Consider the following 16,788-nt stretch of genomic DNA (forward strand, 5'->3'; position numbering starts at 1 on the left):
GATGCCCTTATGGCATCCTTTTTGTTTTATAGCACGACGTATTGTGTGCCACATCACCAACAATACTACCGGCAAAGATTGGGGTTATGTTAGCGATTCGCAATATTTGTATTGAGCCGTTTGGAAATTCATAAAAGCTTCGTCTATGTTTGATTGACGGCCACGGAAGTAGGACGAAAGGCCGAATTTCAAGGAGAGAGGAAGCATTATGAAAGTAACACACCGTTTACCCGCAATGATGAGCGCCATTGTCTTTTCAGCCCTGTTTGCACTACCTGCGATGGCGGCCGATCCCGTTAAAGAAGCCAGTAAAGTACAAACTCAAGCTAAGACCGATGCTAAAAGTATGGCAATGGATGCTAAGCAAGCCATGCCTGATTCGGCTCAGGTGAATATCAATACCGCCTCGTCTGAGCAGTTACAAATGCTCAAGGGCATTGGGGCGGCCAAGGCGCAGGCCATCATAGACTATCGAACGCAGAATGGTAAATTTAAGGCCATTGATGAGTTGGCCAATGTCTCAGGCATTGGTGCTAAGCTGATTGAGCAAAATCGCCATATGATTAAGCTCTAGGGATAAGGCGCATCCTGACTCTTGGTGCTGGAGCCCTTATAAGAAAAAGCCTGCATTAGCAGGCTTTTATCATTTTTACTTGGCTAGTTTGCCTATAGATTGTCCAGTTAAACCGGATATTTGCCAAACGGACGGATTAGCACTTGATCCCATAGGAGCCATGGGGGATAATCCGCGTCGTTCAGTGATCATCCACCAAGTGATACACTCGAAGTTATGGTGACCCTAGGGTCCCCCCGCAATGATAACTTGTGAACTCGGCCAGGCCCGGAAGGGAGCAACCGCAGCAAGCGACTCGTGTGCCGGGGTGTCGGCTCTAGGGGAACCTCCAATTATCACCATCATTTTCCAATCTTCTTTATCTTTAACTCAGCTATTAGCAATAACTGCTCTACTTAGCATTTAGCAACACAGCTAAATTTACTCGAAAAAGCCTATCGAAAATCGATGTAGCTATGCCAATTTCGCATGACTTAGCTGTCGGCTTCTTCCTGCTGCATTCTTTTTTGTAGATTCTGTTTAAGAAAGGCGCGTGATTTCTCTAATGCGGCTTGGATTTCTCGTTTGAGCTCTTGCAACTCGTTGTAATCTTCGAAGAAATAGGTGTCAACTAGGTGACGAATATAGCGCACGGGCAGTTGATTGAGGGTCACACAGCAGAGATCGGCTAAATAATCCTCCGGCAATTCATCCATCAGGCCTTCATCGGATAACATTTCCATTAAGAGAACTTCGTAATAGTTACGGATTTCGAGTTGCATCGCTGTGCTCCATGGTGATTTTTATTGAGTTTGCTACCACAAATGGTTGGCTGCAATAAAAAGTTGGCTATGTCTTTGGCTTAATTGTAGTTCGTCTCGGCTGTAGCCGCCGCCAATTACCGCCGCAACAGGAATATTTGCTGCTTTTGCCATAGATAACACGGTTAAATCACGTTGATACAATCCCTGCTTGCTGATCTTTAGGTGCCCTAAGTCATCATCTTGATGAATATCGACACCAGCGTCATACAGGATGAGATCTGGTTGATGGAGTCGAATCAACAACTCAAGAGTCTGTTCGATGGTTTCCTGATAAGCGCGGTCATCTGCACCTTTCGTCAGTTCAATATCATAGTGTGACTGCTGTTTACGGCTGGGGAAATTCTCTTTGCAGTGGATGGAGCAACTGATAATGCCTTGATGCCTGTGGCTGAGGGTAGCGGTGCCATCACCTTGATGCACGTCACAGTCAAAAATCAGTACCTTATGTAATTGCTGCTCGGCCATTAGTTTACGGGCGGCGATAATCAAGTCGTTGAAAATACAGTAGCCGCTGCCAAAGTCATAGTGTGCATGGTGATAACCGCCCGTTAAGTGAAGGGCGATACCCGTTTGCAAGGCTAAATGCGCGGTCAAACTCGTCCCCGATACCGAGTGCAAAGTGCGCTCGACTAAGGCTTCACTCCATGGAAAGCCGATGCGTCTTAAGGCCGTACTGGCTAAGCTGCCTTGGATAAATTGTTCGACATAATCTTGCTGATGCACCTGCATTACATCTTCTGCCGTCATCGGCGAGGGAGTATGGAATTGAGCCGGTACAGCCAGTTGATTATCGAGCAGATACTGATAAAGGCGTGCGTATTTGGTCGTGGGAAAGCGGTGGTGGGAGGGTAACGCCAGCTTGGAGTAGCTGGCGTGATAAACCAATGGGATCATCTTGATTAGAGCTGTGAAATAGCCCAGCTCATAAACTCTTTACGTGTTTTCTCATCGGCTTGTAACCACCAGTATTGCAACATCTGTTGTGGGTTCGCGCCCGCCGCTTTAGAAGTATCAACCGGAGCGGTTAATGAGGTGGCGTTCACAGCTGCCTGGGCCGAAGTAGGGGCTGGCGTGGCAACAACCGCCGCGGTGCCTGCTGCGCCCGTTGCAGCGGCGGCAGTACCTGACACATCTACCGCTTGGTTACCGCTAAAGAGACGAGAGACAAAGCTCTCTTCTTCAATGTCGGTGTTTGTCACTTTGTAATTCACCTGACCTTTGTCAGAGCGGGTTAATACGACCTGAGGATTTTGAGCGAAGGTTTTAGGCTTTTTAACGACCTTGCCCTCAGCGGCTTGCAAATAATATTGATGATCGCCGTCCACTTCTAAGGTCACGATAAAAGGGGATGACTTAACGAAGGTTTGGCTGTCACTGAAATCGTCTTCAACCATTTCATGGTAACGGATCGCGATTTTGTGAGTGCCGGGCGCCAACTCTAAGCTGCTTTTATGGTTGAATACGCTGGACTCGACTTTTTTGCCGTCGAGGGCAAGGTATTCGAAGGACATAGGGATATTCAGATCTGCGGCAAAGGCTGAGGCAGAGCCGAGTAGCACTAGCAGGCTGCTGATTGGCAAAAGTGATTTCATTGTTGCTCCTTAACGATTATGACTCTGATGCGGACGTTCGAATGCTTGAATGCGATCTTCGATATAACTGATGGCTTGCCTGCATTTACCCAAACGACGATGCATCAAAAGGATGTCATTTTGCAAACGGATTTTGTCAGCACTATGACAGTTTTCAAGTTTTGATTCCATTTCTGCAATTTTTTGTTCAAATTTCTTAGCCCAATTCAGATGCTTATTCAATTCGGCATAGATTTCGTGGCTATTTTGTAACACATTGCTGGCAATCCAAGCAAACCCACTGGCTTGGTGCGATTGGGTCTGTTGTTGGGCAAAACGCGCACGTTTACTGGCACGTTGTTGATTTTTAGACTTTATATCGATTGAGGTCGTCAGTAGCGCCCGTTTAACCGCGGTAAAACGGTCTTGAATACGTTCACAGCTTAAGGCGATGGTTTGCGGCGCGAGTTTTAGAGCGATTTGCTTTTCTAACTGACCGATACTATTACGAATTTGTTCAATGCAAGGCATCAGCTGGGCGCCATTTTGAATAAACAGCGACTGATTAAAGCGCTCAATATCCTGCAGAAGTTTACGCTGGCTCGGCGCAAGATGACTGTCGTGTTGCAGTACTTCTTGCTCAAGCGTTGTGAGCTGATTTTTCAACGTGCTGATTAGCTGCGAAGTGTTCAAAACCATGCGCTCCACGCCAGATTAGCGGCAATTGATAGGACAATTAATATAAACAAAGGTCGAATAAAAGGCATACCAAATTTTATCGCGCAGCGGGCGCCGATAAAGGAGCCGAGCATCATACATAGCCCCATCCATAGGCCGATTTGCCAATGGACTTGCCCAAGAAAGCCAAAGATCGCTAGCGCCGTCAAGTTACTGGTAAAGGTCATGGCTCTGGCAAGCGCGCAGCTATGCAACAGCGGTAATTTGTACAAAGCGCCTGAACTTACAGTCCAAAAAGCGCCAATGCCAGGGCCGGCAAAACCATCATAACCACCCAGCAGGAGCCCTTGCAGACTTTGTTTGAGTTTAGATTGAGCTTTTGTTGGTGCCTGACAATCGGTATCCGAGATGGCATTTGGGCTCAGCAAGCTGTATATCGCGATGCCAATAATGAGCAGTGGTAAGGCTTTTTCAAGCCACTGTGCATTTAACAAGTACACCAACACACTGCCGAGTACTGCACCAATAAAGGTGGCGATAAACGCCATATACCAAAAACTGGGTTTGAGCAGATGTTGGCGATAATAGGTCCAAGCCGCCATGGAGGAGCCAAAACTGGCGGCAAATTTATTGGTACCCAAGGCGGTGTGGGGCGGGATCCCGAGGGTGAGCAGGGCAGGAATGGAGAGCAGGCCTCCACCACCGACTACGGCATCGATAAAACCTGCAATTAAGCCAATGACAGCCAACAGGGCCCAGTTACTGGGTTCGAGTAACAACTCCAAATCTTAATCCTACTCAATGACTCGTCTAAAGGGGGGCAGAGCGTCTAGCAAGGATTTGCCGTAACGTTTGGTCACTAATCGTCTATCAAGGATAGTGACTCGGCCATAATCCTGCTCTTTACGCAGTAATCTACCACAACTTTGGATAAGCTTTCGCGATGCATCTGGAATGGTGAGTTGCAGAAACGGATTTCCGCCCTTTATTTTCACATACTCGGCATGGGCTTGCTCAACGGGTGACGTCGGCACCGCAAAGGGCAGCTTAGTGACGATGAGGTTGGTGAGGTAATCTCCGGGTAAGTCGAGACCTTCAGAAAAACTGCCTGTGCCGAACAAAATACTCGGCTCACCTTTGTCACACTTGGCTTTGTGGGTCTCAAGCAATTGCTGGCGCGGGGCATTACCTTGAATAAGGATTTCCTGCGTGAGTTTGCCCTCGAGCAATTCGGCCACTTTCTCCATTTGCCAGTAAGATGCAAACAACACTAAAGTGGCCATTTCGCCTTCAATCAGCTCCAAAATCTGTTCGGCAAGCTCTGCGGTATAGGCATCGTCCGTCGGCTCGGTTTTCATCTTAGGTAAGTAGAGCGTGGCGTTATTCGGATAATCGAAGGGGGATTGCAGGGCGAGATAACGACTGCCGTCCTTTACCGATAATCCCACTTGATGGGCGAAATGGTCGAAGTTATTCAGCGCCCTCAGGGTTGCGCTGCACAGTACGACGCCAGCCGCCTTTTGCCACAGCATAGATTCGAGCATAAAACCGACTTCAATCGGCGAGGCGCTAAACAAGTAATCGACCTGTTTGCCCGTGAGCAATTCAATCCAGCGGGCGAGGGGCGCGCCTTTAGTGGAATCTTCCTTTGCCATCATTTTCCAGAGCTTTTGCAGGTTTTCGAGTCGCTGCAACATAAAGCCCATTTCGGCCTGTAGCGCTTCCGCTTGGTGCTTAGGAATGTCGCCATCTTTGATCGCCTCGGCCAGCAATAACTGCATCTTGTTAAATTGCTTGAGGGCAAGATTGGAGGTGGCCGCGAGATTCTCGGCGGGGATTTTCAGTGCATCGGGCAATTTGCCGTGTTCGAACCGATAGCGGCTCTCAGGATTAGCAAACTGCTTGGTCTGGGTATCACAGAAGTGGGCGACTTGATTGAGCTGAGCGATTAAGTCTCCGATATGATCCTGCATCGCCTGCGCTGGGGCGATGATATTGTTGCTCTTTATCTGATTTTGTAATTTGGCGCTGGTCTTACCGACTTTTTCTAGCCAGTCGGCGGCGCCTCTAAGCGTTGCCTGTGCGCTAGAAAAGTCCCGTGCGACAATTGGTAAGTGGTGAGCTTCGTCAATGACGTAAAAAACGTCTTCGGGATCGGGCAAAATCACCCCGCCGCCCAGCTCTAAGTCGGCGAACAGCAAACTATGGTTGGCGATCAGTACATCCCAAGTATCCACATCCTCGCGGGCCTTGTGAAACGGGCAATTACGATGGCTGGCGAGTTGCCGATGACAACTGTGTTTATCGCAGGCGATTTGTTGCCAGAGATGGTCCGGTATCGGTGTCGATAGCGTATCGATTTCACCGTTCCAGCGGCCTTCATTAAAGTCGCTGAGCAGCTCCTGCAACATGGCAATTTGGCTGTTATCTGGCTTTGTTTGCCACATGGCCATTTGGGTACTGTTATCATCGCCGATCAGCATGGCAAGCTTGGACAAACAGACATAACGCTGGCGCCCTTTGACCAGACCAAAGCGAAAGTTTAGCCCTGATTGTTCGAGAAAAAACGGTAAGTCTTTGTGCAGCAACTGCTCCTGCAGCGCCACGGTTGCCGTAGCAATACAGACCTTTTTCTTACTCGCAAGTGCAAGCGGAATCGTGCCCAAAATATAAGACAATGATTTACCAATCCCCGTACCCGCTTCGACTACTATGATGCGTCTATCTTTGTCATAGTCGCCAGCAAGAGTCTTAGAGATTTCTGCTACCATAAAATTTTGCTCGCGGCGTGGCCTAAAATTAGGCAAAGCGGCGGCAATCTCTTTATAGATAGCGCGGATCTGGTTTTTTACGTTGTCAGGTAACATGCGGCACTACTTTATCGAATTAATGCTGTACATAATAACAGTGATTGCATAGCCTAAGAAACTTTTCTGCCATTTTATGGCAATTTTATTCTGTGTCCCGAGAATCAATAAGCAGCGAGAGCCTTAGAGTGAAACCGCAGTTGAATCCCCCCGAGAGTCTGACGCCTGAAACGGCTGCGCCTGTGAGTGTACAGGGACGCGTCCTCACGCGCCATGCTATTACGCGCGGTGCAACGCTTGTGCTGCAGTATTATCTCGCCACCGTTTCAGGCCCTGTGCTGGTGGAGTTACCTGGCTCTGAGTACATTTGTTTTTGTCATCAAAGCGATATGGCTGCATTGCAGTTACAAACACCGGGGCAGGCACTGCGCTGTGTACCGCTTGCACTTAAAAGCTTTAAAAGACAATCCGTGGCGGCGATTTATGCCAAGTCGAGCAGTGTGTTTCGTCATTTACAGCGGATAGCGACGGATGCTGGCATTCCCTTATTTGAGGCGGATATCCGTCCAGAGCAGCGTTTTTTAATCGAACGTTTTGTGGCGCTCGATGTGGCATTTTTAGGGCATTTTGTCAGCAACGCTGGCATAGATGAACAATTGCCCATTTTTAGCGCTATACGCGCGAAAGCTGTTGCACCGCAGCCGGAAATAAAATTGCGTTCAATTTCCCTCGATTTTGAATGCAGTTTTGAAGGATTACTCTATTCCGTGGCTCTTTATGGACACGATGCGCAATCTCAGCCCTATGAAAAAGTCATTATGGTGGGGGAGCCGCAGCCTGATGCTGCAATCTACATCGAATGGGTGAGCGATGAGGCGGCGCTTATCCATCGTCTCATCGCTTGGTTTACTGAGTTTGATCCCGATGTGATCATTGGTTGGTCTGTGGTGACCTTTGATTTGGCCTTGTTATATCGGCGTGCGTTGCTGCACCGGATCCCGCTGCGTATCGGCCGCGGTGGCGCGCTTCTCGAGTGGAAGGTGGAGAATAAATTTCGGCCTGAAACCTTAAGTTTGCCTGGGCGAGTGGTGCTCGATGGTATCGATTGGTTAAAGGCGGCCTTTTATCAATTCGAGCGCTTCTCTTTGGAGTTTGTCGCCCAAACGCTACTCGGTGAAGGCAAAGCGATTCATGATGTAGAAAATCGAGCGCAAGAGATTGATGCGCTATTTGCCGAAAATAAACAAGGGCTTGCACATTATAATCTGACCGATAGTCGCTTAGTGTGGGATATTTTTGAACATACTCAATTGTGGGATTTTGCCCTCGCTCGCGCCGAATTAACGGGGTTAGAACTGGGGCGTGTAGGTGCCTCGGTCGCCGCATTCAACCATTTGTATCTACCGCATTTACATAGGGCAGGCTTCGTCGCGCCCGCACAGCCTGCTAGCCAAGGGATAGAAAGCCCTGGTGGTTATGTAATGGATTCTGTCCCGGGTTTTTATCAACATATTTTAGTGTTTGACTTTAAAAGCCTTTACCCATCGATTATCCGGACTTTTTTAATTGATCCTAAGGGCTTGATTGAAGGCTTGGATGATGAGGAGGGATCGGCATTAGATGAGTCTGAAACCGTTGCCGGTTTTTTGGGCGCGCGGTTTAACCGACATCAACCGATCCTGCCAAAACTTATCCAAAATCTCTCAGAACAACGCGAAAAAGCCAAGCGGGAGGCGAATGCGCCTTTATCGCAAGCGATTAAAATCATTATGAATTCGCTCTATGGGGTTTTAGGCTCCCAAGGCTGCGTGTTCCATGATGCGAAACTGGCAAGCTCCATCACCATGCGCGGTCATCAAATCATGAAGCAAACTCGCGCGTGGATTGAGGACATGGGCTACCAAGTCATTTATGGAGATACCGACTCCACCTTCGTTTATTTAGGCCCAGAGCCAGATCTCAGTGATATTAATGCCTTAGGTAAGCAGATTGCCGCGCGAATGAATCAGCAATGGCAAAGTAAAATTGCGCAGGAGTTTCAGCTAGAAAGTTTTCTCGAACTACAGTTTGAGCGCCACTACGAGCAGTTTTTTATGCCGACTCTGCGGGGCTCGGAGGAGGGCAGTAAGAAGCGTTATGTCGGTGCTTGGCGCAATCGAAATGGCGCGCTGGAAATCACTTTTAAGGGGATGGAGCAGGTTCGCAGTGATTGGAGCCCCTTGGCGCGTAAGGTGCAGGCTGAACTCTATGAGCGCATGTTTAACCAAAGGGATATTAGTGGCTATTTAACGGATGTGATTGCTGAGCTGCTGGCAGGTAAACGCGATGATGAGCTGGTATTTAGCAAACGCATGCGCCGTAATTTAGATGAATACACGGCCAAATCTTCTCCCCATGTGAAAGTCGCGCGCCAGCTTTGTGAATTAACAGGAAAGGCATCCTTTGGCAAGCGAGGGGCACAGATTGATTATGTGATTACTGTAAACGGTCCTGAACCGGTTTCGCATAGATCGTCTACAATTGATTATCAATACTACATAGATAAGCAAATTGGCCCTATTGCAGAGCCTGTCTTTTCAATAATGAAATTAAATTACACGAACATTGCCTCTAAACAGTTGCTGTTAATTTAGTGTTGCCATTGTGTGTTTTGTGTTTTATTTGCGGGTCTTTGTAGTGTTTTAACCTGTTTTATAGAGGTTAAACACGCTGTTTTTGTGATGTTTCTCTACATAATCTTTAGGTTTCGCTTGGAGAGTGGAATGAAAATTTGCTACTCTCACCGGGAAATTGTAAGGAAATATAACAACGGAATGACGTTGATAAAACATAAACGAAAAGGTTAAGCACCAAATGAACAAAACGTTAGTAGCAACTGCGCTAGCAGCACTCTTTCTCGCGCCAACAGTATCAGCAATCGAAATCTACAAAGACGATAAAAATGCGGTAGAAATCGGTGGCTTTATTGATGTGCGCGTAATCAATACCCAAGGTGAAACTGAAGTTGTTAATGGTGCTTCTCGAATTAATTTTGGTTTCAGCCGTGAGTTAACCAATGGTTGGAACGCATTTGCCAAGTTGGAATGGGGCGTGAACCCTGTTGGCAGCAGCGACATTGTCTATAACAACCGTTTCGAATCGGTGCAGGACGAGTTCTTCTACAACCGTCTAGGCTACGCAGGCATCAGCCACGATGAATACGGCACTATCACTATTGGTAAACAATGGGGTGCTTGGTATGACGTGGTATACAACACAAACTACGGTTTTGTGTGGGATGGTAACTCTGCAGGTGTTTACACCTTCAACAAAGACGACGGCGCGGTAAACGGCGTTGGTCGGGGTGATAAAGTTGTTCAATACCGTAACAGTTTTGGTGATGTGAGCTTCGCGGTTCAGGCGCAATTAAAAAACAGCAGTTTCTATACCTGTGATATCGAAAACATTACTGAGAGTGCCTGTGAAGCGGAATGGAACGCTGGTAAGAAAGAAGCGCAGCAAGTTACCTACGATTACACCTATGGTGCGTCTTTGACTTACAAAGCCACCGATAAACTCAGCTTAATGGCAGGCATGAACCGTGGTGAGTTTGATGTGGCCTATGGTACAGGTGAACAAAAAACCGCTGTTGATTTAATCTACGGTGTGGGCGCGACCTGGGGCGACTTCGACAAGAATGGCTTATATGCTGCCGCCAACGTTCACAAAGAAGAGAACCATGATACCGACAACATCGGCCGTTTGATTAAAGATGCCTACGGTGTTGAAACCTTAGTTTCTTACAAGTTTGATAACGGTTTACGTCCATTTGTTTCTTATAACATTCTGGATGCCGGTAAAGACTATGTTATTCAACCAAACTTTAACGCCGATCCGAACGATGTGTTCAAACGTCAGTTTGTAGTTGTTGGTTTACACTTTGTTTGGGATCCAAACACGGTTCTGTATGTTGAAGCACGTAAAGACTACAGCGACTTCACCAGCGCCGACAAAGCACAAGAAGCAAGAATGTCATTATCAGAAGATGACGGCATCGCCATTGGTATCCGCTATACGCTTTAAGCTTCAGCTGTATATCTAAAAAATAGATAACGAAAAGTTAACAAAAACGCCAGTCAGCAATGACTGGCGTTTTTTGTTTTAATTATTCAAGTTTATCTCAGACTGTGAGTTCTCCAATAGCTTATGCATTCCACAAGAGTGTAGTTAAGGTAAATCTTAATTGTTTAATTATTGAGCTTAATGTTTTTTGTTGGTTTGTTTTGTGTTGATTTAATGTTAACCGTATGGTTCTATTGAGTCCGCTGAGTACTCCGTAATTGTTCGAAGTGCTCCTGTATGAAGCTGCTCATAAGACCAGCACATAAATAATAAGAAACAATATGTATCGGGAGATAGACAATGCATAAGAATAACTTACTGGCCAAATCAGTGCGCTTAGCACTAATTGGTGGGATGACTGCTACGGTATTAAATGCACCTTTCACTTTTGCCGCAGAGGAAGATGGAGCAAAAGTTGAACGTATTGCAGTAACTGGCTCGCGTATTAAACGTGCCGATATGGAAACTGCTAGCCCTGTGAGCGTAATTGATGCCTCGGCAATCATTTCATCTGGCGCAATTTCAGTGGATGAAGTTTTACAAAAAATGACATCAGCGGGTGGTGCAATGACCAACGCTGGTATCAATAACGGTTCGGGCGGTAATACTCGTATTAACTTAAGGGGTTTAGGTACTAACCGTACTTTAGTGCTTGTTAACGGTCGCCGTATGATTGCATCAGGTACGGGAGCAGCTTCAAGTGTGGACCTTAACACTATTCCTGTTTCGATGATTCAACGCGTTGAAGTCCTTAAAGATGGGGCTTCCGCTATCTATGGTACTGATGCTATCGCTGGCGTGGTAAACGTTATTCTTAAGAGAGACTTTGAGGGCTTTGAAGTCAACGTTCAAACAGGGATCTCTGCAGAAGGTGATGCGGACGAAACAACGATCGATATGACATTGGGAAATACCTTTGATAAAGGTAACCTTGTTTTCGGTGCTCAATATACCAAGCGTGGTGAAGCTAGCCAAGCTGACCGCGGATTCTCTGATTGTCCTGTAACTGAAACTAAACCGGATGCAAATGGAAAGATTAGCCTGTATTGCGGTGGTAGTGGTTATTCTCAAGGCGGTCATATTTGGGGCGATACGGCCAGTTTAAGTGGCCTTGGCGGTACTTACCATGAATATGTCACTGCAAATGATGCTTATAATTACGCAAAAGACAGTTATTTATTCACACCAATGGATCGCCTAAATTTAACTGTTGCTGGTACTTATGAGCTGACTGAAAACACTCGCTTCTTTACCGAAGCTATGTACTCCAAGCGTTGGTCTAACCAACAAATGGCACCTCAGCCAATTTGGAATAATGATGCTTGGGTTTACGACCCTATTTCAGCCGGTGGCTGGATGACCGATGACTTACTACCTTGGATTAAACCTGGTGAAGAGTTAGCTTATGGTCGCAGAATGGTAGAATCTGGTACCCGTGACTTTAATCAAGTTGTTGATACTGTTCGTATCGTTGTTGGTGTTGAAGGTGAGTTCGAAAACGGCTGGAGCTGGGATGCATCATACAACAAGGGTCGCAACGATTCTGTCGATACTCTAGCAAACTTACATAACTTAGGCTCAATAAACGCTGCTGTTTTGGAAGGTAAATTTGATCCATTCCTCCAATCTTCATGGCAGGGTGAGAGCATTGCTCCATATATCTACACTGAAGTTAACAGTGGTGGTAGTGAGTTGGATATCGTTGCAGCAACTTTGTCGGGCGATATTGTTGAATTGCCTGCAGGTATGATGGGATTTGCTGCTGGTTATGAAAATCGTAAAGAGGCTGCAAAGTTCACTCCTGACTCTTTGACGGCACAAGGACTCGCGAATGATCCTCGTGTAGAACCAACAAGTGGAGATTTCAGCGTAAATGAAGTTTATGCGGAATTAGCCATTCCATTACTGAGTAACATTCCTTTAGTGCAGCAATTAGATCTTAGTGCCGCAATGCGTTACTTTGATTACAGCACATTTGGTGATGATACCACATGGAAGCTGGGCTTAACTTGGCGTGTATACGATGACTTAATGTTACGTGGTGGTTTATCTACTGCATTCCGAGCACCAACTGTCGATGAATTATATGGCGGTAAGTCTCCGTCATTTGAACAAATTGTTCATCCTGCAACTGAGCAAGACCAAGCTGAAGTAACTGTGGGCGGTAACCCATTACTCACACCAGAAGAAGCTGATATTACTACAGTAGGTTTAGTTTACTCTCCAAGCTTCGTAGAAGGGCTGTCGATGACAGTTGACTACTACGATATTGAGATTTCAAACACTATTACTTCCGTTGATAACAACTACATTGCGAACCAATGTTTGGATGCAACGGGCAATCTTATCAATACAGGCACAGCACTGTGCCAATCTTCAAATATCCAAATCGATAACAGTGGTCGTATCAAGTTCGATAACGGATTACAGAACATTGGTGCTACCAACACTTCTGGTTACGATATCAACGTTGCCTACGCATTTGATGCTTTAGGACTTGATTGGAAAGTGGGTTGGGATACTTCAATTCTAACTAATTACGAAGAGTTCGATCCTGATGGTGTAGCTGTAGATTACCGTGGCTATATTACGGGTGGTGCTGGAGCATATGCGAAACTTAAGAGTAATATCAATCTCACCGCGACAGCCGATGACTGGAGCTTCACTTACGAAGCTCGTTATATTGATGGCATGGACTCATTCGCGTGTATTGGTAAAGAGTCTAAGTGTTATGCTCCATCAGTAGGTAGTGTTGTTTACCATGACCTATCAGGTTCATATGATTTAACGAATAATATTCGTTTATCAGGTGGTATTAACAACCTCTTTGATAAAGAACCTCCTTACTATACTGGTAACAATGATTCGAATACTGACCCTTACACTTATGATGTGTTAGGCCGTTACTTCTTTGTTCGTGCAAGTATGAAGTTCTAAGCGTTAGCCTGACGAAGACCCCAAGTTTACTTGGGGTCTTATTATTCATGATGTTGCAACAATTAGTACCATAATCCAGTTAGATGTCTTATTTTAGGTTGTTTTTTATACAGGCTTTTTATTCCATATCTTTCCGCAAAGGTATTACTTAGACTGTATGTGTAGATATTTTTACTTGCGTAACCTTATGATTTTTTTTTGCGTTTAAAGTCTTGCCTCTTCACTTCCTCCCCCTTGCTTTGAAATTTACTTAACTCAGTCTGGTTAATCAGAATTCTATTGTCCAAAGTGTTTCATTGTTGGTCTTGTTTGTTAATAAAGATGGCAAAATGATTTATTTGTGTTGATAAAGTGCTTTCGTTGTGATTTTATTGTGCATCATTCGATGTTGTATTTACCGACATCATCGATGTATTACACACTACCCGCGTCAAAAAGCAGAGGTAGAAAAATAAGAACACATCTGTGTCAAGGGAGATAGACAATGTATACGAATAGTAAAATAGCTAATTCAATACGTATCGCACTGGTCAGTGGTGCTGCTTTAACTGTACTAGCCGCACCAACAACATTTGCTGCTGATGAAGACGGCGCTAAAGTTGAACGTATTGAAGTAACAGGGTCTCGTATCAAACGGACAGATATGGAAACAACAGTGCCCATTACTGTCTTATCAAGAGAGGATATTGCGCAAACGGGTGCGATTAACGTAGCGGATATCTTAAACTCATCGCCTGTAACTATCGCGGGTTCTGACCAATCAAACAGTGCATTCTCAACCTCTACTGTAGGTTTGAACACAACGTCTTTACGTAATCTTGGTGACTCAAGAACGTTGGTTCTTGTAAATGGTCGTCGATTTGTATCTGGTGTTGATCCTTCAAGTGGTTATGCTGTCGACTTGAACGCAATTCCAACATCAATGATTGAACGAATTGAAATCTTGAAGAGCGCATCTTCAGCTGTATACGGTTCAGATGCTGTTGCAGGTGTTGTGAACATTATTACTCGTAAGGATTTTGAAGGCGTTGAATTAAACGCTCAAACAGGTATTTCTGGAGAAAGTGATCGTAAAACCAAAACGATCAGTTTAACGTCTGGTAAGACTTGGTCTGGTGGTAACGCTTGGATTTCGTTAGGTTATGACGACGACGAAGGTATTAAAGCTACCGATCGTGATTTTTCCAAGCAAGACTTAGCTGTATTTTTGGATGACGATGGTAACGAATATGCAGGACCATTAAACTCATCATATCCTCCACAAGGGCGTATTGGTAAGTACAATGGTGATGGTACACCTTATTCTGGCGCAACAGGAAGCTTTAACCGTGCATCATACCGTCAGTTGGTCACTCCGTTAGAGCGTAAGTATGCTGCCGCAGGCTTGAATATGGAGCTTGCTGACAACGTATCTATGTTCACTGAAGTGAACTGGAATACGACTAAAACAAAAGATTCAACGATTGAGCCAACTCCTTTGGATGTTGTTAACGATGTGTGGTTGAAGAATCGCAATGGTAAAGGAGGAATGGATATCAATTCTCCTTTAATTCCTGATGCACTTCGTAATGCTCTGATTGCCGATGGCATTACAAACTTAAATCAAACCTCATTTGTTCGTCGTCTCGTTGAATTTGGTCCACGTTCAACTGACTTAGAGCGTGATACTGTTCGTATCGCAACTGGTATCGACTGGGCTATCAATGATACGTGGGCATCACAAACGTACCTAACTTGGGGTCGTACAGACCAGCTGCAGGATAACGGTGGCCAAGTGAATAAAGAGCGTGCTGCTCTGGCATTAGATGTCATTAAAGATGCCAATGGCAACTTGGTTTGTGCTAATGAGTTAGCTCGCCTACAAGGTTGTGTTCCATTAGACTTATTTGGTGCCGGCACTGTTTCTGATGAAGCGGTAAAATATGTCGAGTCTCCAGCTAAAGCGACTGGTCAAGCAGAACAGTTTGTATTGGGTAGCAACATAACAGGTGCTTTACCTGTTGCCCTCCCTGGCGGTGACATCGGTGTAGCAATGGGAGTTGAATATCGCGAGGAGCGCGGTGTTTATAGCCCTGGTGACTTAGCTCAAACTGGTGCTTCAAGTACTAACCAGTCGGATCCAACTGATGGTAAGTTATACTCAAAAGACGTTTATGTTGAGGCCATTTTACCTGTATTGGAAGATTTAGAATTCGATCTGGCGGCTCGTTTTGCTGATCACTCTGTAACAGGTGGTGATTGGACATGGAACGCTGGTTTAGAGTATACGCCATTTGACTCATTCAAAGTGAGAGCTTCTGCGGCAACAGCAATTCGTACTCCTAACATCTCTGATTTGTATGGTGGCCGAGGCGAGACATTCTCAACCGTAGCAGATCCTTGTGACGGTATTGATGCAGCTACTACAGGAAACGCAGCAGCTAACTGCCGTTCTATTCAGTCTATTAGTGATAGGATTGCTGCAGATGGTGCATTTAACTTGACTCAAGCAGAACGCCAAGGCACTGGTGGTACCCAAGGTGGTAATCCAGACGTTAAAGCTGAAACAGCTGATACATGGAGTGCTGGTATCATTTGGCAAATCGTTGACGATCTAGCATTTACTCTAGATTATTATGATATTTCTGTGAAAGATGCTATTTCGACTACAAGCCGTACAACCGTGCTAAACCGTTGTTTTGACGTTGACCCTAGCAACTTCTCTCAAAACTGTAATGGGGCAGCAATACGTGACCAAAATGGTGCATTGATTGAAGTTCACTCTGGTACTTCGAACGAAAACAACATTGATACATCAGGTATTGATGCTGAGTTTAACTATACAACAGATATTGGCCCAGGTAGTTTCAAAGCGCAATTAGTTTGGAACTATACAAATGAGTACGTAGTAACAGGTATTCTTTCTGGCGAATCAATTGATTATGTTGGTGAAGTTCTTTACCCAGAGCACAGAGCTAACTTGAACTTATCATATGCACTGAATGAGATGAGTTTTGCATGGCGCATGCGTTACTGGGATTCAGTTGTTGACTCTATTGATGGAAGTAACGGCAACTTTACTGATGGTGCGGCTCTGACTACGTTCAATAAGATTGATGCGGTTCTTTATCATGATCTGAACGCAAGCTACACATTCTCTAATGGATGGGAGGCTATGGTTGGTGTTCGAAACCTATTTGATAAGCAACCTCCGTTGTTACCACAGGGTTCTAACTCTGGTGCAACAGGTATCAATACTGCTTCTGAAGCATATGATGTAACTGGACGTTATTTCTATGCAGGTTTAACTGCTAAGTTTTAATTAGATCCTAAGTAAA

At 45.5% G+C, this 16,788-nt stretch carries 11 protein-coding genes and 1 other RNA gene; 6 read left to right on the forward strand and 6 right to left on the reverse strand.

Annotated elements, in window-relative coordinates; genetic code table 11:
• The first annotated feature begins 208 nt into the window (after nt 1-208).
• Together L2713_RS13660 and ffs are read left to right on the forward strand one after the other, a co-directional pair.
• A complete protein-coding gene (locus tag L2713_RS13660) occupies nt 209-574 on the forward strand; it encodes a ComEA family DNA-binding protein (protein WP_248968261.1) in 366 nt (121 codons plus the stop codon).
• A 225-nt stretch (nt 575-799) separates the two neighbouring features.
• Nucleotides 800-897: signal recognition particle sRNA small type (ffs, locus tag L2713_RS13665), an RNA gene on the forward strand.
• Between the two features lie 150 nt (nt 898-1,047).
• Here the strand turns inward: ffs and L2713_RS13670 are convergent.
• Genes L2713_RS13670 through dinG form a run of 6 tightly spaced genes read right to left on the reverse strand, consistent with a single transcriptional unit; the run spans nt 1,048 to nt 6,493 of the window.
• Nucleotides 1,048-1,335 carry a late competence development ComFB family protein gene (locus L2713_RS13670; protein ID WP_011623229.1) on the reverse strand — a complete coding sequence of 96 codons (288 nt, stop codon included), beginning with the start codon at nt 1,333-1,335 and terminating at the stop codon, nt 1,048-1,050.
• 33 nt (nt 1,336-1,368) lie between these two features.
• Entirely contained in the window at nt 1,369-2,271 is a 903-nt protein-coding gene (locus L2713_RS13675; RefSeq protein ID WP_248968262.1) for a histone deacetylase family protein, read from the reverse strand.
• 5 nt (nt 2,272-2,276) lie between these two features.
• Nucleotides 2,277-2,969, reverse strand: a complete 693-nt coding sequence (locus L2713_RS13680; RefSeq protein WP_089067509.1) for a DUF2057 domain-containing protein — start codon at nt 2,967-2,969, stop codon at nt 2,277-2,279.
• Between the two features lie 9 nt (nt 2,970-2,978).
• Nucleotides 2,979-3,647, reverse strand: a complete 669-nt coding sequence (locus L2713_RS13685; protein ID WP_176370290.1) for a primosomal replication protein — start codon at nt 3,645-3,647, stop codon at nt 2,979-2,981.
• Entirely contained in the window at nt 3,638-4,411 is a 774-nt protein-coding gene (locus L2713_RS13690; RefSeq protein WP_248968263.1) for a sulfite exporter TauE/SafE family protein, read from the reverse strand. The genes L2713_RS13685 and L2713_RS13690 overlap by 10 nt, the downstream gene beginning before the upstream one ends.
• Nucleotides 4,412-4,420: 9 nt before the next feature.
• A complete protein-coding gene (gene dinG, locus L2713_RS13695) occupies nt 4,421-6,493 on the reverse strand; it encodes an ATP-dependent DNA helicase DinG (RefSeq protein WP_248968264.1) in 2,073 nt (690 codons plus the stop codon).
• A gap of 140 nt (nt 6,494-6,633) precedes the next feature.
• Between dinG and L2713_RS13700 the strand changes: the two genes are divergently transcribed.
• The 4 genes from L2713_RS13700 to L2713_RS13715 all read left to right on the forward strand — a co-directional run bounded on the left by L2713_RS13700 (nt 6,634) and on the right by L2713_RS13715 (nt 16,772).
• Nucleotides 6,634-9,066: a DNA polymerase II gene (locus tag L2713_RS13700; protein WP_248968322.1), complete on the forward strand. Its 2,433-nt coding sequence runs from the start codon at nt 6,634-6,636 to the stop codon at nt 9,064-9,066.
• 220 nt (nt 9,067-9,286) lie between these two features.
• Entirely contained in the window at nt 9,287-10,495 is a 1,209-nt protein-coding gene (locus L2713_RS13705) for a porin (RefSeq protein WP_248968265.1), read from the forward strand.
• A 339-nt stretch (nt 10,496-10,834) separates the two neighbouring features.
• Nucleotides 10,835-13,471: a TonB-dependent receptor gene (locus tag L2713_RS13710; RefSeq protein ID WP_248968266.1), complete on the forward strand. Its 2,637-nt coding sequence runs from the start codon at nt 10,835-10,837 to the stop codon at nt 13,469-13,471.
• Between the two features lie 484 nt (nt 13,472-13,955).
• Entirely contained in the window at nt 13,956-16,772 is a 2,817-nt protein-coding gene (locus tag L2713_RS13715; RefSeq protein ID WP_248968267.1) for a TonB-dependent receptor domain-containing protein, read from the forward strand.
• Nucleotides 16,773-16,788 lie beyond the last annotated feature (16 nt).

The organism is Shewanella seohaensis (genome assembly GCF_023283775.1).
In the GTDB taxonomy this organism is placed as follows: Bacteria; Pseudomonadota; Gammaproteobacteria; order Enterobacterales; family Shewanellaceae; genus Shewanella; species Shewanella seohaensis.